This window comes from Flagellimonas baculiformis (assembly GCF_033441575.1).
Lineage (GTDB): Bacteria > Bacteroidota > Bacteroidia > Flavobacteriales > Flavobacteriaceae > Flagellimonas > Flagellimonas baculiformis.
In genome coordinates, this window is record NZ_JAUZVW010000007.1 from 110560 (window position 1) to 131021 (window position 20462).

Consider the following 20462-nt stretch of genomic DNA (forward strand, 5'->3'; position numbering starts at 1 on the left):
AATCTGATTTCTAGAACTGGATTATAGGGTCTTGGCATTTTTCACCTTTTGTCCGGTAATGGCAATGTCGATGACCTCGCTCATATCCGTCACATAATGGAAGGTGAGCCCTTTCAGATATTCTTCCTTGATTTCCTCTATGTCCTTTCTGTTGTCCTTGCACAGGATGATTTCGTTGATCCTGGCCCGTTTTGCGGCCAAGATTTTTTCCTTGATTCCACCAACGGGCAATACTTTACCACGAAGTGTAATCTCACCCGTCATGGCAATGCTCTTTTTCACCTTGCGTTGGGTAAAGAGCGACACCAAGGAAGTCAACATCGTGATCCCTGCACTGGGTCCGTCCTTGGGTGTGGCGCCCTCGGGCACATGGATGTGCACATTATATTTATCGAACACGTCGGAGTCTATACCAAAGGTATCCGCGTTGGACTTGATGTATTCCATGGCAATGGTAGCGGATTCCTTCATCACTTTACCTAAATTCCCTGTAATGTTCAGCATCCCCTTTCCTTTGGAAAGAATGGACTCAATGAACAAAATATCACCACCCACACTGGTCCAGGCCAAGCCCGTGACCACACCGGCCACTTCATTGTTCTCATACTTGTCGCGCTCCAATCGGGCAGGTCCCAAAACCTTTTCCACATCCGCATCGGATACTTTCACGCTGTACTCCTCCTCTATGGCGATGGATTTTGCGGCATAGCGCACCATTTTGGCCAATTGTTTCTCCAGGTTACGCACCCCGGACTCGCGGGTGTAGCCCTCCACAATCTTCTCCAATTGGTGTTTGCCAATCTTCAGGTCCTTGGCAGAAAGTCCGTGCTCCTTCAACTGCTTGGGCAACAGGTGCCGTTTCGCAATCTCCACCTTTTCCTCTATGGTGTATCCCGTCACATTGATGATCTCCATACGGTCCAGCAATGCAGGCTGTATGGTGGACAGGTTATTAGCCGTGGCAATGAACATCACTTTGGAAAGGTCGTAGCCCATTTCGAGGAAATTGTCATGGAACTCCGCATTCTGTTCTGGGTCCAACACCTCCAACATGGCAGAAGAGGGATCACCTTGATGGCTGTTCGACAGTTTATCGATCTCATCCAAGATGAAGACTGGGTTGGAAGTCCCTGCTTTCTTCAAACTTTGGATAATACGCCCCGGCATAGCCCCGATATAGGTCTTTCGGTGCCCACGAATCTCGGCCTCATCGCGAAGCCCTCCCAAGGACATCCGCACATATTCCCTGCCCAAAGCTTCGGCCACGGACTTGCCCAAAGAGGTCTTACCTACTCCGGGAGGTCCATACAGACAAAGAATGGGCGATTTCATATCGTTTCGCAGTTTCAACACGGCGAGATATTCTATGATACGTCGTTTCACATCTTCCAGACCATAATGATCCCTGTCCAAGATCTGCTGTGCCCGTTTCAGGTCGAACTTGTCCTTGGAAAATTCGTTCCAGGGCAGGTCGAGTATCAGGTCCAGATAGTTCCGCTGAATGGAATATTCCGCCACTTGGGGGTTCATGCGCTGCATTTTGGCCAGTTCCTTTTCAAAATGCTCCTCGACGTTCTTGTTCCATTTTTTCTTTTTGGCCTTTGCACGCATTTCCTCCACCTCTTCCTCATAGGACAGGCCACCCAGTTCCTCTTGGATGGTCTTCATCTGCTGGTGCAGGAAGTACTCTCGTTGCTGCTGATCCATATCGCTACGCACCTTGCTCTGGATATCGTTGCGCAGTTCCAGTTTTTGAAGCTCCATGTTCATGTACTTCAAGGTGGCCAGGGCCCTATCCTGAAGGTTCGGGATTTCCAACAACTGCTGCTTCTCCGCAACGCTCAGGTTCAGGTTGGAGGACACAAAGTTGATCAGGAACGAATTGCTCTGGATGTTCTTGATGGCAAAGGTGGCCTCACTGGGAATGTTCGGGTTGTCCTTGATGATCCTAAAGGCCAGTTCCTTGATGGAATCGATGATGGCCTCGAATTCCTTGCTCTTCTCATCGGGACGTATTTCTTCGGCCTCCTTCACCTTGGCGGTCAAATAAGGTTTTTCGCTTACAATACTCTCTATCTGGAACCTCTTTTTTCCTTGGATGATGACGGTGGTGTTGCCATCCGGCATTTGGAGCACCCTTAGGATGCGGGCCACAGTACCCAAGGTGTTGATATCGTTTACCCCGGGATTCTCGGTCTGTTCGTCCTTTTGGGACACCACACCTATCGTTTTGGTGCCATTGTTGGCATCCTTGATCAGGTTGATGGATTTGTCCCTTCCCGCAGTGATCGGAATCACCACTCCTGGGAACAATACGGTATTTCGCAGGGGAAGCACGGGCAAAATGTCCGGCAGTTCCTCCTTATTCATTTGTTCTTCATCCTCAGGGGTGAGCAGTGGAATCAACTCCGCATCCTCATCCAGTCCCTGAAGGTCAATATTGTCAAATCTTGATATTTTCATCTCTCCCATTTCCTCTTTTCGGTCATTTTGTCATAATCGACAAAAAAAATACTTTTTTATTCTTTCGGCAAGCACTTGTAACCAATTCATAATCAATGTCTATCAAAAACACAAGGCTTGTCGTCCACTCCTTAAGGGCAATTCCTGTGCCATTGAAAAATAAATTTTAAGAAAAAAGTGTAACAATTGGTAAATTCCCTAATCTATAAGACAAACCATTCATTTTTTGAGCCACCTAAATGAACATATTGATGCACTGCTCCAATCGTGCATGCAGGGAAAGCAAAGTGCACAAATGGAGATCTACAATCGCTACTATAAGGCCATGTACAACACAGCCTATAGGATTGTAAAAGATCCCGCCGAGGCAGAGGATGTGATGCAGGAATCGTTCCTGAGCGCATTCACAAAGATGCATACTTTCAAAGGAGACGTCACCTTTGGGGCATGGCTGAAGCGGATCGTGATCAACAACAGCATCTATCATTACAAAAAGCAGCAAAAGAACAGGACTGCGGATTTGGATGATATAATGTACAAGGTCGAAGATAATGATGGAGTTGCTTCAGACCAGAATGGTTATACTGAACTGAAGGCTCAAAAAGTGATGGAAACCATGAAAAGTTTGAAAGACAATTACAGAGTTTCTTTGACCTTACATTTAATTGAGGGGTACGATTATGAAGAAATCAGTGAAATAATGAACATTAGCTATGCTAATTGTAGGACCACGATCTCAAGGGCCAAAGAAAGTTTGAGAAAGAAGTTGACCGTAAATATGTAGAAGATGAGCAAGGATAGTTTAGATAATTTGTTTGAGCGGCTCCAAGGAGAGTTTGACATGGAGGAACCGCAAAGTGGGCACCAAGAACGGTTTTTGGAAAAACTGAACCAGACCCAGGGCACGGTTTCCATCCGCAGGAAGAAAACCTCATGGTGGAAGCCCCTGTCCATCGCCGCCTCCGTGGCAGTGGTGGCCGTATTGGGATATCAGGCCTTCGGACCAACGCCCAGCATCAAACAACAGGTGGTAGAGATCGCTCCCGAGGTAGGACAGACGGAGTTTTACTTTGCCAACCTTATAGAACAACAGGTGCAGCAGTTGAAGGACGAGAAATCGCCCGAGACGGCACAGTTGGTCGATGATACTTTGTCCCAGTTGCAACGGTTGCAAAAAGATTACCGAGTGCTGGAACAAGATTTGGTCAACGGTGGGGACAGCAAGATCATCATGAATGCCATGATCATCAATTTCCAGACCCGCATTGACCTTTTAAGAGAAGTTTTGAGCCAAATAGAAAATATCAAGAATTTAAAATCACAAAATGATGAAAGCTTTACCATTTAAAAAGATTCTTTTCACCTTGGCTTTGATTCCCCTGGCCATAAGCGCCCATGTGGACAATGACAACTTGAACGGCAGGTACACCAAGGAAAAGACCATTAAAAAAGAATTCAACGTCAATGCCGATGCACTTTTCAAGGTCGATAACAGCTATGGCAACCTCAACATTACCTCTTGGAACGAAAACCGGGTGGTGATAGAGGTCCAGATCAAGACCAACGGAAACAATGAAGAACGGGTACAGGAAAGATTGGACGAAATCAACGTGGATTTCGAGAACAGTTCCAGTATGGTTTCTGCCAGGACCCTCTTTGGCGATAGGAACAACAACTGGGGATGGAGCTGGGGCAAGCGCAACAGCGTGAGCGTACAGGTGAACTACACCATAAAGCTGCCCGTGAAGAACAATGTGAGCCTGAGCAACGACTATGGCAGCATTTTTCTGGACCGCATTGATGGGCACGCCAAGATCAAGTGCGACTATGGCAAAATAGATGTGGGCGAACTCCGCGGCCGTAACAATGAACTCCGGTTCGATTATACATCACGGTCCACCTTCGACTACATCAACAGTGCAGAGATCGTGGCGGATTATTCCGGGTTCACCATCGGAAAAGCGGGCAACCTGATCATCAAGGCCGATTATACCAATGCCGTCATCGAAGAAATGGACAATCTGGAGTATTCCTGCGACTATGGATCCCTTGAGGCAAAAAACATCAAGAACGTGAACGGCAACGGGGACTATATCGGGATAAAACTGGGCACCGTTCATGGCAATGTGGGCATCTCCGGCGACTACGGTTCCTTAAAAATTGACCAAATGGCACCGGATGCGGGCGATATCCAGATACGGACAGATTATACCGGCATCAAAATAGGATACCATCCGGAGTATTACTTTGACTTTGAGATCACCACTGAATATGCCGGCGTGAGCGGAAAGGATGATTTCGAGATCCATATCAGCAAGGAAAAATCAACGGAGAAGTATTACAAAGGGTACTACGGTAGGGAAAACTCCGGCAACCTAGTGAGCATCACCAGCGATTATGGAGGCATTACATTTTATCAAAACTAAAACATCAAATCAGAAAACCATTTTAAACACAAGATCATGAAAAAAATCATCACGCTCGCACTGGTACTAAGCACAATGGCCATCACCAATGCCCAATGGGGAAGAAAAGTAAAGGGGGACGGCAATGTGGTCACCATCGAACGCTCCGTTGGAGACTATGACGGTGTGTCACTCGCAGGTTGGTTCGATGTGGACCTCGTGGCAGGCAATGAAGGGGGAATCACGCTGAGAGGGGAATCCAACCTTTTGGAGCATATCATAACCGAGGTCAAGGACGGCGTTTTGGTCATCAAGACCGAAAAAGGGCTGGAACTAAGGCCCTCCAACTGGAATTCAGGGATCCTGATTACCGTTCCAGTCGAATCCATCAGTTCCGTGAGCCTGTCAGGTTCTGGTGACATCGTGGGCAAGACCACTATCGAAGCTGAGAGTTTCAGCACTCGGATTGCCGGGTCTGGCGACATCAGCCTGTCCGTACAAGCCAAAGAAGTGGAGGCTTCGCTTTCCGGGTCGGGAGACATCAATTTATCGGGACGAACCACGGATTTCGATGTAATGGTATCCGGTTCCGGGGACATCAAGGCGTATGAACTGGAAGCGGAATTTGTGAAAGCCACCGTTTCCGGATCGGCGGACATCAAGGTGACGGCCAACCAGTCCATCGATGCGAAGGTTTCTGGATCGGGAGACATCCATTACCGCGGAAATCCTAAAAAAATCAATTCAAAATCATCAGGCTCAGGGGATATTTCCAGAGGATAACAGAAATTTATCACCAATCAAAAAACGAAAAATGCTCTGGAATTCCGGGGCATTTTTTTATGTTGTTGGTTTGAGTTTTTGGAATCGTCTAGGTTATGATCAGTTATGGACTTCAAAGTACGGACTTTGTCCGTTTGCAGGATAGGAAGATTATTGAAAATGTGCTTTTGATCGGATTACAGCAATTAATGATACACGGAGTGGTAGTTCTTTTTTTAAAAATATGTTCTAACGGCAAATTCAAATTGTTCGATAAAAATGTCTTTAAGGTTAGAAATATTATTCTGTTCGTAAAATAACAACATCGCCTTTTTGTAATCTATTGAATCTACTGTTCGGAATGATAATGGGCAGTAGTCGTAGTTTATCAAAATGGCATTGCTTACAATCCTTGCTGTTCTTTTGTTCCCATCCATAAATGGCTGGATATATGAAATCAAGACCAGAGCCAGTAAGGCCTTTTCAAAGATGCTTTTCTTGTTGTTGATTACATCGCAAGCACCTTCAAGAGCGTCCAATATCTGAAATTCGTTGTCAAGTGGTTTGTAATTTGTACCCGAAATACCGACACGTCTTTTTCTTAAATTCCTTTCAACTCCAAGTTCTTTGGTCAGGATATTGTGGATGTCCTCTATTTTTGATACGGTCAATGGATTTAAATAATCCTTGTTCTCAATGATGAAATCAAGTGCGTCTTTGTGATTTAAGAGCATTACAGCTTCTTCCTTTGTTTTTCCCGAAGCTGTTTGTTTTTCCTTTAATAACCGCTCTGTTTCCAATAGCGAATAGGTGTTTCCCTCAATTTGAGAGGATTTCCAACTCAGGTCAATGGCAAGTCTCTCCAACTCTTTTTGGTAATCGGATGGATTTAGGTCTTTGATATTGGATTCGTATTCTTTTTGGAGCAGATCTAGTCCGGCCAACTCATTATCCGTGAATACGCTGTTCTTGTTCAAAATTTCATTGACCAACCCAAAATTGAAAGTTTCCTTAATTCGCCTTTCATCGATTTCTTTTTCGTAGTACTCGTCAATGTTTATGGGTCGAATAAGTTCGTAAGATGGCGAAAGAAAATATTTAGTTCCTTTGCCTTGCCCCTCTGAAACCACATAATTATTCGAAATCAGCTTTGTCAAAGCCCGCTTTAAAGTAGCGTAACTAACAGATAAAGATGAGTTTTCAAAAATATCCTTGGAAGAGCTTCCTGCATTTTTCTTGATAAAATCAATGATTTGTTGGTCTCTTTTGGTAATCATAATGATATTTTCGAGCTCATAATAATACTGAATTAAGCTCAAAATATAGTGATTTTGACCAGTAATTTTAATATAATTGAGCTACATCTTGTCCATAGAAACATAAAAGACATCACCATACCTCTAAAATAGGAATATAATCGATGTTTAAGACCATCCTATATTTATTCAATCCTTGTTTTTCACCCGCATCAACAAAAGAATGCCTACCAAGAAGAAAAGTCCCAAAAAAATGGTGCTGTTGCGCATGCTCCCCGTAAGTTGGGCCACTATGCCATACAAGAAGGTGCCGATGATGATGCCTATTTTTTCGGCCACGTCATAAAAGCTGAAAAACGATGTAGTGTCCGTGGTCTCCGGCAAAAACTTGGAATAGGTGGAGCGGGAAAGTGCCTGGATACCTCCCATAACAATCCCTACCAGACCGGCAGCGATGTAAAAATCCATGGGAGTCTGCAAGAAATAGGCATACACGCATAGCAACATCCATACCATGTTGATGACCATCAGTGTCTTGATGTTTCCGTATGCCTTGGAAGCCCAAGCGGTGGCCGTTGCCCCGAAAATGGCCACCAGTTGAATCACCAAAATGCTGGTAATAAGTCCGGTGGTCCGTTCGTTATCCGTTCCCCAACTGATTTCCTCTTCCCCAAAATAGGTGGCGATGAGCATAATGGTCTGTACCCCCATGCTGTATACGAAAAAGGCTCCCAAGTAGCGTTTCAGGCGTGTATTTTCTCCCAATTGATGCCAAACACTCTTCAGTTCCCTGAACCCATTGAGGATGATGTGCTGCCGCTCCCCTTCCCTTTTGTATCCTTTGGGCAAGTGGGCAAATGTATATTGGCTGAAAACGATCCACCAAATCCCAACCGAAATGAAGGAATATTTCATGGCCTTGAGCTCGGCAATCTCTCCGCCACTGTCCGTGATACCAAAAAGGCCCGGTTTCATCACCATAATCAGATTGAAGACCAGCAATATCACACTCCCGATGTATCCCAAAGAAAATCCCTTCGCACTGATACGATCCTGCTGCTCCGGGTAGGCAATGTCCGGCAAATACGAATTGTTGATGGCGAAACTGACCCAAAACCCCACTAGGCCAAAGAAATAGCACACCAGCCCAAAAAAGATGTTCTCCAAGGAAAACCAGTACAGCCCAATACAGGAAAGCGCACCCAAATAGCAAAAAAACTTAAGGAACATTCTCTTGTTCCCCATATAGTCCGCAATACCTGAAATTAATGGGGTGACGATGGCGATGAACACAAAGGCCAATGAGGTAACGTAGCTGATCAATGGCGCCCGGGCAATCTCCCCGCCGAAGATGGTGACCTTTTCTATCCCGGCCGTGCGGAACAGCAATCCATAAAAAAGTGGGAAAACGGCGGAGGATATCACCAAACTGTACACCGAGTTGGCCCAATCGTAAAACGCCCAGGCATTCAACAGTTTTTTGCTTCCCTTCAATGCCAGTACCTGTTCCATAAACTCTCGTAAAAAATAAATGTCATTTCAAACTTAGTGAACATTGGTTATCCAAAGGATAAGATGTCCATTAGGTCGAAATGACATAGCTTGTTGTTGTTTGATCTCAATTTATTTGAATGAGGTCACCCCAAACTTTCGTGCTTCCTGCTTTGCAGCGGGCGCCCAAGCGGTCAGGTTGCTGATCCTGGTATCGTTGGATGGGTGCGTGCTCAAAAATTCGGGTGGCGCTTGTCCTCCAGAGTTGGCCTTCATACGCTGCCATAGTTTGGCCGCTTCGTCCGGATTATAGCCTGCTATGGCCATGATCTGCAAGCCGATGCGGTCCGCCTCGCTTTCGTGGCCACGGCTAAAGGGCAACATGACCCCTACTTGGGAACCAAGCCCATAGGCAGTATTGAACATGTTCCTTTTTTCTGGATCTTGAATGGCAACGTTACCCGCCACGGCACCGATCTGCTGGACCATGCCAGCACTCATTCGCTGGGCCCCATGGTCGGCAAGGGCGTGGGCAACTTCGTGGCCCATGACCACTGCCACTCCGGTCTCGTTCTGGGTAATCGGTAGGATCCCGGTGTAAAACACAATCTTTCCACCTGGCATGCACCAAGCGTTCACAGTTTCGTCCTGTACCAGGTTATATTCCCATTGATAATCCTTGAGATAGCCAGGATACCCATTGGCGTCCAACCAGCGTTCGGCGGCGGAGGCGATGCGTTGCCCCACCTTGGTGATCATCTGGGCGTCCGAAGTGCCCTTGACCACCTTGTTCTCTTCCAAAAATTGATCATACTGAGCAAAGGCCATCGGGAACATTTGGCTATTGGGATAAAAGTTCAACGTGCTCTTCCCTGTAAACGGATTGGTCTTACAAGAAGCGACCATCAGAAAAACAGCGGCCGTGAGAATCAATCTTTTCATAACAGTATCAGTGTTTAGTCTTAGGTAAATTACAAAAAATTATTTTCCGATAATGTGAAGTTCCGTGAAATCCTTGCTCACTTCAATGGAATTGTTCCCGTTCAACTTGATGTCATTCAGGTCCACTTCCTCATTGTCCACTTCCACCGTGCCGATGGTAAATGGAAGACCGTGCAGTGTCAGTTTGAATTTTTCATAGGACGTAATAAAATTACCGTCCTTGAATTGCTGGATGATGAGTTCGTTCTCCTTGCCCCTCAACCTGAACCTACGCAGGCTAAAACGTCCTTTTTTGTAGTCGTAGCCATCCTGTTGGTCCTCATATACGATTGAATTTTCCGTACCTTCCTTGTAATAGACATCCAAGAACAGCTCCGTGATCTCTTTCTCCCCCACATATTGCTGTACGGGATATTTCGGGATTATGGCCCCTTCCTTTACATAGAGGGGAATCCTATGGATCTCTGCGGGCACCCATCTTTCGAGTCCTCCTGCAATCACCTCATCGGTCCAATAGTTGTACCAGTTGCCCCTTGGGAAATACATTCTCCTACCTTGGGCATTCGGTTCTTGGACAGGGCAGACCAACATTTGTTCCCCAAAAAGGAACTCATCGGTCCTAAAGTGGGTCTGGGAATCCTCTTGATCATAGAACACCAAGGATTGCAGCATGGGTATCCCATCTTTGATGTATTTGTAGAACATGGTATAGAGATAGGGCAACAACTGGTAGCGCATCTCTATGAATTTCCTGACAATATCGGTGATCTCTTCGCCGAACGACCATGGTTCTTGATCTCCATGGTCCCCGCTGGAATGCACCCTGCAAAATGGGTGGAAAATGGCCAATTGTATCCATCTGGCGAATAGTTCGCCATTGGGCTGCTCGGCAAACCCGCCAATATCGGACCCTACAAAGGAATATCCGCTCATGCACATGCGCTGCATCTGCACATTGGCGATCCAAAGGTGTTCCCATGTGGCCACATTGTCACCTGTCCATGTGGCAGAATACCGCTGCGTACCCGAATACGCGGCACGGGTAAGCACAAAAGGCCTCAACGGGAACGTGAATTTTTTCACCCCTTCATAAGTGGCCCTCACCATTTGCATACCATAGACATTATGTGCCTTTCTGTGGCTACAGGGATGTCCGTCATAATCGTGGCGAACATCGAGGTTGGCCGTTTTGGATGGCACCTCCATGACAGCTGGCTCGTTCATGTCGTTCCAGACGCCCCTCACGCCCATTTCAGCGATCATTTCCTTGTATAGACCTGCCCACCATTCGCGTACTTCCGGGTCGGTAAAGTCAGGGAACTTGCACTCTCCCGGCCATACTTTCCCCTTGAAGTGGGGACCATCGGCCCTTCGGCAGAAAAATTCATTGTCCATGGCCTGTTGGTACACCCAATAGTCCCTGTCTATCTTGATTCCGGGGTCGATCATGGTTATGACCTTGAAACCGTCCTCCTCCATTTCCTCGATCATTTTCTTGGGGTTTGGAAAATAACGGTTGTTCCAGGTAAAGCATCTGAAACCTTCCATGTAATCGATGTCCAGGTAAATGGCATCACAGGGAATGTTGAGCTTTCTGAAGGTCGATGCTATTTTTTTCACCTTGCGTTCCGGGTAGTAGCTCCATTTGGATTGATGGAACCCCAAGGCCCACAAAGGGGGCAGCTCGGGGACCCCGGTAAGGTCGGTATAGGCTTCCACCACTTGGCCCATTTTGGGTCCGTAGAAAAAGTAGTAGTTCATTTCCCCTCCATCGGCCCAAAAACTGGTGACGTTCCTTTTCTCGTTCGCGAAATCAAAATAGGTACTGAAGGAGTTATCAAAGAAAATACCGTAGGCCACGCTCTCTTTGAGCCCTATATAAAAAGGAATGGACTTGTAGAGGGGTTCCTGGTCCTTGCCATAGGCATAGGAGTCCGTGACCCAATTGTTCACCCTTTTTCCCTTGAGGTTGGTATGCGAGGCTTTGTCCCCCATTCCGTAATAACTTTCCCCGGAATGGCATATCTTACTCATCTTCACGATGTTGCCACCATAATCGAAGTTCTCTTCCCAGTGGAAACCTAGCTCATCCTCGCATAGGATCACATCTTCCAGGTCCACAATCTGGACCTTTAGGTCCGTTTTGTTGACATAGATCTTGATTTTGGAAGTGGTGATCACAAACTCAGGGATCTCTTCCTTTACCGTAAGCTCATTGTACCCTAAATTCACCCCATCGCTGATGGCATAGGAGAAGTCCGGCTCAAACACATATTCCGTGGCATATCTGAAGCGAACGACACTGTCGCGCAGTATGGTCACCTGAAGAATGACCCCGTTATGTGTGGTAAAATAAATCTTGTCTCCTTCTTGTTTGAAATCGACTATATGGTCGGGGTATTGGTTGCCCCTTTTCTCTATTTCCGTATTGGTTATCATTACTGATCAAATTGTTGCCCACAAAAGAAACACATTGGGCCGAATAATTAAAACGATGTTTTGAACATAAACCCACTATATCGTTATAGTTTGGCCGCTATTTATAAACGACCACTGACAAGGGCGGCAATGTCATCACAACCGATTGCTCATGTCCGTTCCAGGCTGTTTTTGATGGCTTGAGGGTCTTTTTGCCCATGCCACTACCCGAATATTTGCTGTCGTCACTATTGAAGACCAACTTGAGCTGTGTATGCTTCGGCACCCCTACCCTGTAGTCTTCGCGGGGCACCGGGGTAAAGTTACAGGCCACGATCAGGTCTTGCTTGGGGTCATTCCCTTTTCTGATATAGGTGACGACTGAATTTTCCCTGTCGTTGTACTCGATCCATTGGAAACCATCGGGACTGAACTGCTTTTCGTATAGGGCCGGACTGGTCCTGTACAGTTTGTTCAGATCCTTGATAACTTCTTGGATACCTGCGTGAAAATCGTATTGCGTGAGGTGCCAATCCAGACTTTCCTGAAAATTCCACTCGGATGATTGCCCAAATTCCCCTCCCATGAACAACAAATTGCCCCCAGGGTGTGTAAACATGTACCCGAACAGCAGCCTCAGATTGGCAAAACGCTGCCATTCGTCCCCGGGCATCCGGTACAAGAGGGATTTTTTTCCATAGACCACCTCGTCATGGGAGAACGGCAACATGAAGTTTTCCGTAAAGGCATAGGTCATACTGAAGGTGATCATATTGAGGTCGTACGATCGGTGGATCGGTTCCTTTTTGAAAAATTCCAAGGTATCGTGCATCCAGCCCATCATCCATTTCATACCAAAACCCAGTCCGCCATAGTGCACGGGCTTGGTCACGCCAGAAAAGGCCGTGGATTCCTCGGCAATGGTCTGGACGCCCTTAAAACTTGCGTAGACCTCTTGGTTCATCTCCCGAAGGAAGGACATGGCCTCCAAGTTTTCGTTGTTGCCATACATATTGGGCTCCCATTCACCATCTTCCCGGGAATAGTCCAGGTAGAGCATGGATGCCACGGCATCTACTCGAAGTCCGTCCACATGGTACTGGTCCAACCAAAACACGGCATTGCTGATCAGAAAGGCCCTTACCTCATTCCTGCCATAATTGAAAATGAGGCTCTTCCAATCGGGATGGTAGCCCCTTCGTCTGTCCGGGTGTTCATAAAGGTGCGATCCATCAAAAAAGCCAAGTCCATGGGCATCTTCGGGAAAATGCGACGGTACCCAATCCAAAATGACCCCTATGCCCCGTTGGTGGAACTTATCGACCAACATCTTGAAGTCCTCCGGTTTCCCAAAACGGGAGGTCGGTGCAAAATAACCAGTGAGTTGATATCCCCAAGAAGGATCAAAAGGGTATTCCATAACGGGCATGAACTCCACGTGGGTAAAGCCCATTTCATCCACATAGTCCACCAATTGGTCCGCCATTTCAAGGTAGGAAAGGGATTCCCAGCCATTCTTTTTCTTCCAGGAGGCCAAGTGCACCTCATAGACGGAATAGGGCCTGTCCAACCCATTTTTTTCCTCTCGGGTGTCCATCCATTTGCTGTCCTGCCATTTGTGGGGCGCATCCCAGACCAAAGAGGCAGTATTAGGAGGCTGCTCGCAATACCTCGCGAACGGGTCCGCCTTCTCTGTCCAGATATCATTGTTGTGGGAATGGATCTTGTATTTGTACTTGGTACCCTTGTCCACACCGGGAATGAACCCTTCCCAAATACCACTACCATCCCATCGTACATAGAGTTCGTGCTCCCCTGTGGTCCAGAAATTGAAATCGCCGACCACAAAGACCGCTTTGGCCGAAGGCGCCCAAACGGCAAAGTAGGTGCCCTTCACCCCATCCACTTCCGTCAGGTGGGAACCCAGTTTGTCATACAGACGGAAATGTTTCCCTGCCTTGAAAAGATCAACATCGAACTCTGTAAAAAAACTATGTGGGACTACCTTTGACATACTTGAGGATTTGACATTTACAATATTAAGCATCTTTGTCCAAGAATCCGACTTTGACCACTTATATCGGAAAGAAAACACTTTTTTAAAAAAATGGAACGCTTTTTGATTTTATTGCTTTGACAAACAAAAATCGAAGACAAATCCAAAATCTAAAATCATGAATAGACTCAACACTTTTTTAGGGGCATTTTTAGTACTTTTTATCATATCGTGTGAAGGACCCGAAGGCCCTCCAGGACCTCCCGGTTTTGACGGCGCACCAGGCCAAGATGGACTTGATGGCATTCAGGGCCAGGTAGTGGAGGTCGAAAATGTCAACTTTGGCTACGATGGTGAAGCCAATCTTTTCAGCACCCTGATCAATTTTAGCGATGTCACCGATTTCGAAGTTTTTGAAGCAGATGCCGTATTGGTTTACAGATATGCCGGTTCCATTTCTTTGGACGATGGCAGCATGGCCGATTTGTGGAGCCAGATCCCACAGAACTATTTTCTGCCCGAAGGGACCATTCAATATGTTTTTGAACACACCTTTGTGGACCTCGAACTCTTCATCGATGGCAACTTTGACCTTTCCACTCTGAGCACTGATTACACGGACGACCAAATTTTCAGGATTGTCTTTGTGCCCAGCGTATATGCCGAAGCATCCAAAATGGATACTTCCAACATCGAAAATGTAATGTCCGCTCTGGGCATCGAGGAAAATCAGGTAAAGAAATTGGACTTGAACTGATTTTCATATAAATGTTTACCTTGAGTCCCATTGGAGTTTCCAGTGGGACTTTTTTATTCTTTACCATCAAAAAAAACTGAAAGGAAAAAAGTGCTGCTACGTCTAACAACTTAAAAAGTCGCATACATGGGAAAAAGATTGCTATTGATTGTACTGGTCGTCCTTTCGGGATGCAAGGGCCGTACACAGGAAAAAGAAAATAAAAAGGAAGCCAAAAAGGAAGCTGCTTTCAAAGTGAACAAGACCGATGCCGAATGGCGTGCCGAATTGACGGACATGGAATATCAAGTCCTAAGAAAGGAAGCCACTGAACGGGCCTTTTCGAGCGACCTGCTGGACAACAAACAAAAAGGGACCTATGTCTGTGCCGGTTGCGGCACTCCTCTTTTCAAAAGCGAGCATAAATTTGATTCCGGAACGGGATGGCCCAGTTTCGACCGGGAGATCAAGGGCAATGTGGCCTATAGCGTGGATTACAAGATCGGGGTGGCCCGTTCGGAAGAGCACTGCGCAACATGCGGGGGACACTTGGGACATGTTTTTGACGATGGGCCCCGAAAAACCACTGGGAAGCGACACTGCATCAATGGAGCGGCACTGGATTTTATCCCGGATGAAAATTGATTTGAACAAAACCATGGAAAAAAAATACGGAGTACAGAAAACCGAGCAAGAATGGAAAGAGCAACTTTCCTCTGAAGAATATTATGTTTTGCGCCAAAAAGGTACGGAACGCCCACACACAGGCCAGTACAACCTACATTTTCAGGACGGGGACTACCACTGCAAGGCCTGTAACGCAATACTTTTTAAAAGCGACCACAAGTTTGAGAGCGGTTGTGGGTGGCCCTCTTTTGACCAAGCCGTGGAAGGGGCCATTGAATACATCAGGGACACTTCCCATGGCATGATCCGCACGGAGACCCTTTGTGCCAATTGCGGCAGCCACCTGGGGCACGTCTTCAACGATGGGCCACGGGAAACCACCGGCCAGAGGTACTGCATCAATTCGGTGAGCATAGGGTTTGATCCTGCCTAATATAATTTTGACCGTTCTTGATTCTATTTAATATCTTTGAAAGTATGATACCAATCATCGAATCAAATATTGAAAGGGTACGCAAAGTATGTATGAAACATCCTATTGCCGAACTATATCTATTTGGTTCGGCGGCTTCAGGATCTTTCACTGATGATAGTGATATAGATTTTGCGGTGGTGTTCAAGGAATCTTTAGATCCCCTTGAGCAAGGTGAAGCTTTCTTTGGATTACTGGATGACCTGGAAGAGCTTTTCAATAGATCCATTGACCTGATTTCATACAGTTCCCTTAAAAACCCCATTTTCATTGAAGAGCTCAATAATTCAAAAGTTTCATTGTATGCTGCATAAGGCTGCCCTGAAGTATATTTTGGATATTGAATCCATTATTTTGGAATTGGAACATATCACTGAGCACCATAAACATGATTACAACAATTTCAGTTCAAACTTTATATCTATCAGAGCTGTTGAACGTGACTTGATGATCATTGGGGAGGCGATAAACAAGATGACCAAACTGGAACCGAATATTACTATTTCCAACACAAAACATATCGTTGGGTTACGGAATATGATAGTTCATGCGTACGATTCAATTGACCCTACTTTACTTTGGACCATCTTGATCAAAGATATTCCAATGCTAAAGAAAGAAATTTTGGATTTGAAAGGATAGATGCCTTGCCTAAGCGGTAATTAATGTCCGATTTACCACAATCATATAGCATTACGGTACTGCATCAATTCGGGAGTATCGATTTTGACCCCTCTGAATAAACAAACCATGGATTTCCAAGAAAATTACCTCTCCAATGTGAAGTTTGAGTTCCTTCGGTACAAGACCCTAGGGGAAAAGACCTTTGACCAACTCACGGATGATGAGATCCTTTGGAAGCATGGTGATACCGATAATTCCATTGCCTTGATCGTAAAGCACATGGTCGGGAACATGCTGAGCCGTTGGACCCACTTTTTCACCGAAGATGGTGAAAAGACCTGGCGTGACCGTGAATCGGAGTTTGAGGCCCCATATACTTCAAAAGTCATAATGGTGGCCCATTGGGAAAAGGGTTGGAAATGCCTTTTCGATGCCTTGGAATGTATCGATCCTTCCAACTTTGGGACCAAGATCAAAATAAGGGACCAAGAACACACGGTTGTGGAGGCCATTAACCGGCAATTGGCGCATTATGCAAGCCATGTGGGCCAGATTGTACTGTTGGGTAAAATGATCAAGGGCCCTGACTGGGTCTCACCATCCATTCCAAAAGGGAAATCCGAGGCCTTCAACCAAAAGATGTTCGGGACCCCAAAAAGCTGATTTCACAAACAAAGCCATTTTTGCCTTTTTTCAACTTGGGATTTGGGGATGGTTTTCCGTACTTTTGCACCTGCCGCTTTTAGGCCGGCTTCAAATCTAACAACTAAAAATCACGATCTAATGAGCAAGTTTGATATAATTGTTTTGGGCAGTGGTCCCGGTGGATATGTTACGGCTATCAGGGCCTCTCAATTGGGTTTCAAAACAGCCATTGTTGAAAAGGAAAATTTGGGCGGTGTCTGTCTCAATTGGGGATGTATCCCTACCAAGGCCCTGCTGAAATCCGCTCAGGTCTTTGAATATTTGAAGCATGCCGGTGACTACGGATTGAATGCCGAAAACGTGGGACACGATTTTGGTGCCGTGGTCAAGCGAAGCCGTGGGGTGGCCGACGGGATGAGCAAAGGCGTCCAATTCCTGATGAAAAAGAACAAAATCGAGGTCATCAATGGTTTTGGAACACTAAAAAAAGGCAAAAAAATCGAGGTGAAATCCGATAGTGGAACCACCGAATATTCCGCAGACCACATCATCATTGCCACTGGAGCGCGAAGCCGTGAATTGCCCAGCCTTCCCCAAGATGGCAAAAAAGTGATCGGGTACAGGGAGGCCATGTCCCTTGACAAACAGCCCAAAAAGATGATCGTTGTGGGAAGTGGTGCCATCGGTATCGAATTTGCCTACTTCTACAATTCCATGGGCACCGAAGTGACCGTGGTGGAATTTATGCCCAACATTGTCCCTGTGGAGGACGAGGACGTATCCAAACAATTGGAGCGTAGCTTCAAAAAAGCTGGGGTCAAGATCATGACATCGGCCGAGGTCACCAAAGTGGACACATCGGGAGATGGCGTAAAGGCTACCGTAAAGACCTCCAAAGGTGAAGAAGTGCTTGAGGCCGACATTGTTTTGTCCGCTGTCGGGATCAAGACCAATATCGAAAACATCGGACTGGAAGATGTGGGCATCGCTGTAGATCGCGATAAGATCCTAGTGAACGATTACTATCAGACCAATATTCCGGGATATTATGCCATTGGCGATGTGACCCCAGGCCAAGCCCTGGCCCACGTTGCCTCTGCCGAAGGTATCCTCTGTGTTGAAAAAATAGCGGGTATGCACGTGGAAGCCCTTGATTATGGCAACATCCCCGGATGTACCTATTGCATTCCCGAAGTAGCCTCTGTAGGATTGACCGAAAAACAGGCCAAGGAAAAAGGATACGACATCAAAGTAGGTAAGTTTCCTTTCTCCGCCAGTGGAAAAGCCAAAGCTTCAGGAAGCGCCGATGGATTTGTCAAAGTCATTTTCGATGCCAAATATGGAGAATGGTTGGGCTGCCACATGATCGGGGCAGGCGTTACCGACATGATTGCCGAGGCCGTTGTGGCACGTAAACTGGAAACCACTGGACATGAAGTGTTGAAAGCCGTACACCCCCACCCTACCATGAGCGAGGCGGTGATGGAAGCGGTCGCCGATGCCTATGATGAAGTGATCCACCTATAAGAAAGCCCTATGCTGAAGTTATTTAGGGCCACCGCCATTTTAGAGGGAATTTCCTATTTGTTGCTTTTTGGTATGACCATGCCCTTGAAACATTGGGCGGACATTCCCGAACCCAACAAATTTGTGGGATATGCCCACGGAATCCTGTTTATCCTCTATGTGGTCGTGGCCTTGATTTTTTGTTGGGAGCGCAAGTGGGGCATCAAACGGTATATAGTATTGTTTGTGGCATCCCTACTTCCGTTTGGAACTTTCTATGCCGATAAAAGGTATTTGAAGGACCTAGCCTAAAAAACTCTGGATGGCCAGATCATAACTCTGCAGGCCAAATCCCAAAATCACTCCTTTTGCCCCGGGCGATATGTACGAGACATGCCTGTATTCCTCTCGTTTGTGCGTATTGGAGATATGGACCTCAACCACGGGGGTCTTTATTGCTTTCACGGCGTCCCCGATGCCCACCGAAGTGTGGGTGTAGGCGGCGGCATTCAAGATGATGCCATCATAGTCAAAACCCGCTTCCTGGATTTTACCGATGATTTCCCCTTCTATATTGGATTGGAAATATTCCAGTTCCACTTGTGGAAATTGCTGCTGTAACTGTTTAAAATAGTCTTCAAAAGTGGTACTCCCGTACACTTCAGGTTCCCGTTTGCCCAAGAGGTTGAGGTTGGGGCCATTGATGATGATCAGTTTCATGTCGCTAAAAATACAACAAAAAGAAAAGGGCGGGAATATCCCGCCCTAAAGTCTATGGTCACTGCTCTTTCTTAATTGAAGGCATAGCGTATTCCAAAGCCAAAGGCCCCAGCTTCGCCATCTCCAGCATCGCTCAGAACAACGGATGGTCTCCAGTCAAAGTTCAATACGATCGGAACGCCATCAATTTTGAAATCCAATCCAGCATGTGGACGCAGCGAAAAAATATTGTCAAAGTCATCAATCAGGATGATACTTGGTCCTATACCGGCATACCAACGCAGACCTGGAGCGCCATTGAATTCCTTGTGATAGGAATAAAGCACCGTAATCATGGTTGCATTGTCCTCAAAGCCCAAATCGGCCTGACCGACATGGTTCTCTGAAAAGAAATATTTACCACTTGGGCCAACAAATGTGGCCGAATCGTATAGGTCGATTCCCAGACCCACAGCGCCAGTATAACTGGTCTGGGCCATAGCCGTTCCAGAAACAAGTACTACAAAAGCAAACAATAACTTTTTCATTTTTAACAGTTTAATTTAAAGGTTACAATTCATAATTAATCAAAAACCGTTCTTCAAAACCAATTGACGGAACGGACTTACTTTTTTGAATGATGTCAGTTGTTTTGGGTAATCAAATATAACGGCTTTTTTTTACAACCCATCTTTGAATGCATGATTAATTTTAGTCCAAACGCTATATTGCAACCGTTCAAAAGTTTGAACTTTGTGCAACATTTCCCAAAAAATTATCAATAATCCTTAACATCTCCCCCTCATTTCTATCAACCATAAAAAAAGCGGGGATTTGATCCCCGCTCAACACATTCTGTCCTTTTCTTTCCTGAAAATCTTGTCCCAGTCTTAATTAAAGGCAAACTGAAGTCCAAAACCGAATGCACCGACTTCATTTTCACCCACTTCGCTGAGTACCACAGAGGGTCTCCAATCAAAGTTAACCACAAAGGGCACACCATCCACTTTAAAATCCATGCCCACATGGGGACGGAGCGCAAAAATATTGTCAGTGTACTTCAAAAAGATAATGCTGGGGCCCACACCGGCATACCAACGCAGCCCCTTCGCGCCCACAAACTCCTTGTGGAAGGAATACAGAAAAGTGGCAATGGTGGCATTGTCCTCAAAACCCAGATCGGCCTGCCCCACATGGTTATCAGAGAAGAAATACTTCCCCGTCGCCCCAAAAAAGGTGGCATTGTCATAAAGATCGATCCCAAGGCCCAAAGCGGCCTTGTAATTGGTCTGGGCCTTTATGGTCGTTGAACATAGCACTACCACACCAAAAGCAAACAGTAATTTTTTCATTTTTTTTGTGTTAAATTGGTTAATATTCATGGTTTTCAACTGCTTGTTGGGGCTATGAACAGTTGTTT

General features: G+C 46.1%; 21 protein-coding genes. 12 read left to right on the forward strand and 9 right to left on the reverse strand.

The window, feature by feature from the left end:
* Nucleotides 1-21: 21 nt before the first annotated feature.
* Nucleotides 22-2472, reverse strand: coding sequence for an endopeptidase La (gene lon / locus SD450_RS11530; protein ID WP_318344597.1), 2451 nt, complete (start codon nucleotides 2470-2472; stop codon nucleotides 22-24).
* A 217-nt stretch (nucleotides 2473-2689) separates the two neighbouring features.
* Between lon and SD450_RS11535 the strand changes: the two genes are divergently transcribed.
* The 4 genes from SD450_RS11535 to SD450_RS11550 are packed head-to-tail and all read left to right on the forward strand — an operon-like array spanning nucleotide 2690 to nucleotide 5651.
* On the forward strand, nucleotides 2690-3247 hold the full coding sequence (locus SD450_RS11535; RefSeq protein WP_318344598.1) for an RNA polymerase sigma factor: 558 nt from the start codon (nucleotides 2690-2692) through the stop codon (nucleotides 3245-3247).
* A 3-nt stretch (nucleotides 3248-3250) separates the two neighbouring features.
* The gene (locus SD450_RS11540) at nucleotides 3251-3811 is read left to right on the forward strand and encodes a hypothetical protein (protein ID WP_318344599.1); all 561 of its coding nucleotides are present in this window, start codon (nucleotides 3251-3253) and stop codon (nucleotides 3809-3811) included.
* A complete protein-coding gene (locus SD450_RS11545) occupies nucleotides 3792-4889 on the forward strand; it encodes a DUF4097 family beta strand repeat-containing protein (protein ID WP_404828244.1) in 1098 nt (365 codons plus the stop codon). Before SD450_RS11540 ends, SD450_RS11545 begins: the two co-directional genes overlap by 20 nt.
* A 36-nt stretch (nucleotides 4890-4925) precedes the next feature.
* A complete protein-coding gene (locus tag SD450_RS11550) occupies nucleotides 4926-5651 on the forward strand; it encodes a head GIN domain-containing protein (RefSeq protein WP_318344601.1) in 726 nt (241 codons plus the stop codon).
* Between the two features lie 215 nt (nucleotides 5652-5866).
* On the opposite strand, the gene SD450_RS11555 is transcribed toward SD450_RS11550, so the two are convergent.
* The 5 genes from SD450_RS11555 to glgB form a co-directional block, all read right to left on the reverse strand.
* Nucleotides 5867-6907, reverse strand: coding sequence for a Fic family protein (locus SD450_RS11555; protein ID WP_318344602.1), 1041 nt, complete (start codon nucleotides 6905-6907; stop codon nucleotides 5867-5869).
* 168 nt (nucleotides 6908-7075) lie between these two features.
* Nucleotides 7076-8398 (reverse strand): MFS transporter, encoded by a 1323-nt coding sequence (locus SD450_RS11560; protein ID WP_318344603.1) that lies wholly within the window; start codon nucleotides 8396-8398, stop codon nucleotides 7076-7078.
* A gap of 111 nt (nucleotides 8399-8509) precedes the next feature.
* Nucleotides 8510-9319, reverse strand: a complete 810-nt coding sequence (locus SD450_RS11565) for a M48 family metallopeptidase (protein ID WP_318344604.1) — start codon at nucleotides 9317-9319, stop codon at nucleotides 8510-8512.
* A 39-nt stretch (nucleotides 9320-9358) separates the two neighbouring features.
* On the reverse strand, nucleotides 9359-11758 hold the full coding sequence (locus SD450_RS11570) for a glycoside hydrolase family 31 protein (RefSeq protein WP_318344605.1): 2400 nt from the start codon (nucleotides 11756-11758) through the stop codon (nucleotides 9359-9361).
* Nucleotides 11759-11855: 97 nt separating this feature from the next.
* Nucleotides 11856-13751, reverse strand: a complete 1896-nt coding sequence (gene glgB / locus SD450_RS11575; protein WP_318344606.1) for a 1,4-alpha-glucan branching protein GlgB — start codon at nucleotides 13749-13751, stop codon at nucleotides 11856-11858.
* Nucleotides 13752-13911: 160 nt separating this feature from the next.
* Between glgB and SD450_RS11580 the strand changes: the two genes are divergently transcribed.
* The 8 genes from SD450_RS11580 to SD450_RS11615 all read left to right on the forward strand — a co-directional run bounded on the left by SD450_RS11580 (nucleotide 13912) and on the right by SD450_RS11615 (nucleotide 18655).
* Nucleotides 13912-14490 (forward strand): collagen-like protein, encoded by a 579-nt coding sequence (locus SD450_RS11580; RefSeq protein ID WP_318344607.1) that lies wholly within the window; start codon nucleotides 13912-13914, stop codon nucleotides 14488-14490.
* Between the two features lie 126 nt (nucleotides 14491-14616).
* Nucleotides 14617-15114 carry a peptide-methionine (R)-S-oxide reductase MsrB gene (gene msrB / locus SD450_RS11585; protein WP_318344608.1) on the forward strand — a complete coding sequence of 166 codons (498 nt, stop codon included), beginning with the start codon at nucleotides 14617-14619 and terminating at the stop codon, nucleotides 15112-15114.
* 13 nt (nucleotides 15115-15127) lie between these two features.
* On the forward strand, nucleotides 15128-15529 hold the full coding sequence (gene msrB, locus SD450_RS11590) for a peptide-methionine (R)-S-oxide reductase MsrB (RefSeq protein ID WP_318344609.1): 402 nt from the start codon (nucleotides 15128-15130) through the stop codon (nucleotides 15527-15529).
* Between the two features lie 92 nt (nucleotides 15530-15621).
* Nucleotides 15622-15882, forward strand: a complete 261-nt coding sequence (locus SD450_RS11595) for a nucleotidyltransferase family protein (RefSeq protein WP_404828243.1) — start codon at nucleotides 15622-15624, stop codon at nucleotides 15880-15882.
* Entirely contained in the window at nucleotides 15872-16210 is a 339-nt protein-coding gene (locus SD450_RS11600) for a HepT-like ribonuclease domain-containing protein (protein ID WP_318344611.1), read from the forward strand. Before SD450_RS11595 ends, SD450_RS11600 begins: the two co-directional genes overlap by 11 nt.
* A 108-nt stretch (nucleotides 16211-16318) precedes the next feature.
* Nucleotides 16319-16855 (forward strand): DUF1572 family protein, encoded by a 537-nt coding sequence (locus tag SD450_RS11605; RefSeq protein WP_318344612.1) that lies wholly within the window; start codon nucleotides 16319-16321, stop codon nucleotides 16853-16855.
* 120 nt (nucleotides 16856-16975) lie between these two features.
* On the forward strand, nucleotides 16976-18364 hold the full coding sequence (lpdA, locus tag SD450_RS11610) for a dihydrolipoyl dehydrogenase (protein WP_318344613.1): 1389 nt from the start codon (nucleotides 16976-16978) through the stop codon (nucleotides 18362-18364).
* A 9-nt stretch (nucleotides 18365-18373) separates the two neighbouring features.
* Nucleotides 18374-18655 carry a DUF3817 domain-containing protein gene (locus SD450_RS11615; protein WP_318344614.1) on the forward strand — a complete coding sequence of 94 codons (282 nt, stop codon included), beginning with the start codon at nucleotides 18374-18376 and terminating at the stop codon, nucleotides 18653-18655.
* Here the strand turns inward: SD450_RS11615 and aroQ are convergent.
* From aroQ to SD450_RS11630, 3 genes are all read right to left on the reverse strand, one after another.
* A complete protein-coding gene (gene aroQ, locus SD450_RS11620) occupies nucleotides 18647-19063 on the reverse strand; it encodes a type II 3-dehydroquinate dehydratase (RefSeq protein WP_318344615.1) in 417 nt (138 codons plus the stop codon). The genes SD450_RS11615 and aroQ overlap by 9 nt on opposite strands.
* Nucleotides 19064-19134: 71 nt before the next feature.
* Nucleotides 19135-19590 (reverse strand): hypothetical protein, encoded by a 456-nt coding sequence (locus tag SD450_RS11625; RefSeq protein ID WP_318344616.1) that lies wholly within the window; start codon nucleotides 19588-19590, stop codon nucleotides 19135-19137.
* A 342-nt stretch (nucleotides 19591-19932) separates the two neighbouring features.
* Nucleotides 19933-20394 (reverse strand): hypothetical protein, encoded by a 462-nt coding sequence (locus SD450_RS11630; RefSeq protein ID WP_318344617.1) that lies wholly within the window; start codon nucleotides 20392-20394, stop codon nucleotides 19933-19935.
* Between the last annotated feature and the right edge of the window lie 68 nt (nucleotides 20395-20462).

Excerpts from the sequence above, each read along its gene's own strand:
- lon (WP_318344597.1), bottom strand. The coding sequence starts at position 2,472 with ATGGGAGAGATGAAAATATCAAGATTTGACAATATTGACCTTCAGGGA.
- SD450_RS11540 (WP_318344599.1), top strand. The coding sequence starts at position 3,251 with ATGAGCAAGGATAGTTTAGATAATTTGTTTGAGCGGCTCCAAGGAGAG.
- SD450_RS11545 (WP_404828244.1), top strand. The coding sequence starts at position 3,792 with ATGAAAGCTTTACCATTTAAAAAGATTCTTTTCACCTTGGCTTTGATT.
- SD450_RS11550 (WP_318344601.1), top strand. The coding sequence starts at position 4,926 with ATGAAAAAAATCATCACGCTCGCACTGGTACTAAGCACAATGGCCATC.
- SD450_RS11555 (WP_318344602.1), bottom strand. The coding sequence starts at position 6,907 with ATGATTACCAAAAGAGACCAACAAATCATTGATTTTATCAAGAAAAAT.
- SD450_RS11560 (WP_318344603.1), bottom strand. The coding sequence starts at position 8,398 with ATGGAACAGGTACTGGCATTGAAGGGAAGCAAAAAACTGTTGAATGCC.
- SD450_RS11565 (WP_318344604.1), bottom strand. The coding sequence starts at position 9,319 with ATGAAAAGATTGATTCTCACGGCCGCTGTTTTTCTGATGGTCGCTTCT.
- SD450_RS11570 (WP_318344605.1), bottom strand. The coding sequence starts at position 11,758 with ATGATAACCAATACGGAAATAGAGAAAAGGGGCAACCAATACCCCGAC.
- glgB (WP_318344606.1), bottom strand. The coding sequence starts at position 13,751 with ATGTCAAAGGTAGTCCCACATAGTTTTTTTACAGAGTTCGATGTTGAT.
- SD450_RS11580 (WP_318344607.1), top strand. The coding sequence starts at position 13,912 with ATGAATAGACTCAACACTTTTTTAGGGGCATTTTTAGTACTTTTTATC.
- msrB (WP_318344608.1), top strand. The coding sequence starts at position 14,617 with ATGGGAAAAAGATTGCTATTGATTGTACTGGTCGTCCTTTCGGGATGC.
- msrB (WP_318344609.1), top strand. The coding sequence starts at position 15,128 with ATGGAAAAAAAATACGGAGTACAGAAAACCGAGCAAGAATGGAAAGAG.
- SD450_RS11595 (WP_404828243.1), top strand. The coding sequence starts at position 15,622 with ATGAAACATCCTATTGCCGAACTATATCTATTTGGTTCGGCGGCTTCA.
- SD450_RS11600 (WP_318344611.1), top strand. The coding sequence starts at position 15,872 with ATGCTGCATAAGGCTGCCCTGAAGTATATTTTGGATATTGAATCCATT.
- SD450_RS11605 (WP_318344612.1), top strand. The coding sequence starts at position 16,319 with ATGGATTTCCAAGAAAATTACCTCTCCAATGTGAAGTTTGAGTTCCTT.
- lpdA (WP_318344613.1), top strand. The coding sequence starts at position 16,976 with ATGAGCAAGTTTGATATAATTGTTTTGGGCAGTGGTCCCGGTGGATAT.
- SD450_RS11615 (WP_318344614.1), top strand. The coding sequence starts at position 18,374 with ATGCTGAAGTTATTTAGGGCCACCGCCATTTTAGAGGGAATTTCCTAT.
- aroQ (WP_318344615.1), bottom strand. The coding sequence starts at position 19,063 with ATGAAACTGATCATCATCAATGGCCCCAACCTCAACCTCTTGGGCAAA.
- SD450_RS11625 (WP_318344616.1), bottom strand. The coding sequence starts at position 19,590 with ATGAAAAAGTTATTGTTTGCTTTTGTAGTACTTGTTTCTGGAACGGCT.
- SD450_RS11630 (WP_318344617.1), bottom strand. The coding sequence starts at position 20,394 with ATGAAAAAATTACTGTTTGCTTTTGGTGTGGTAGTGCTATGTTCAACG.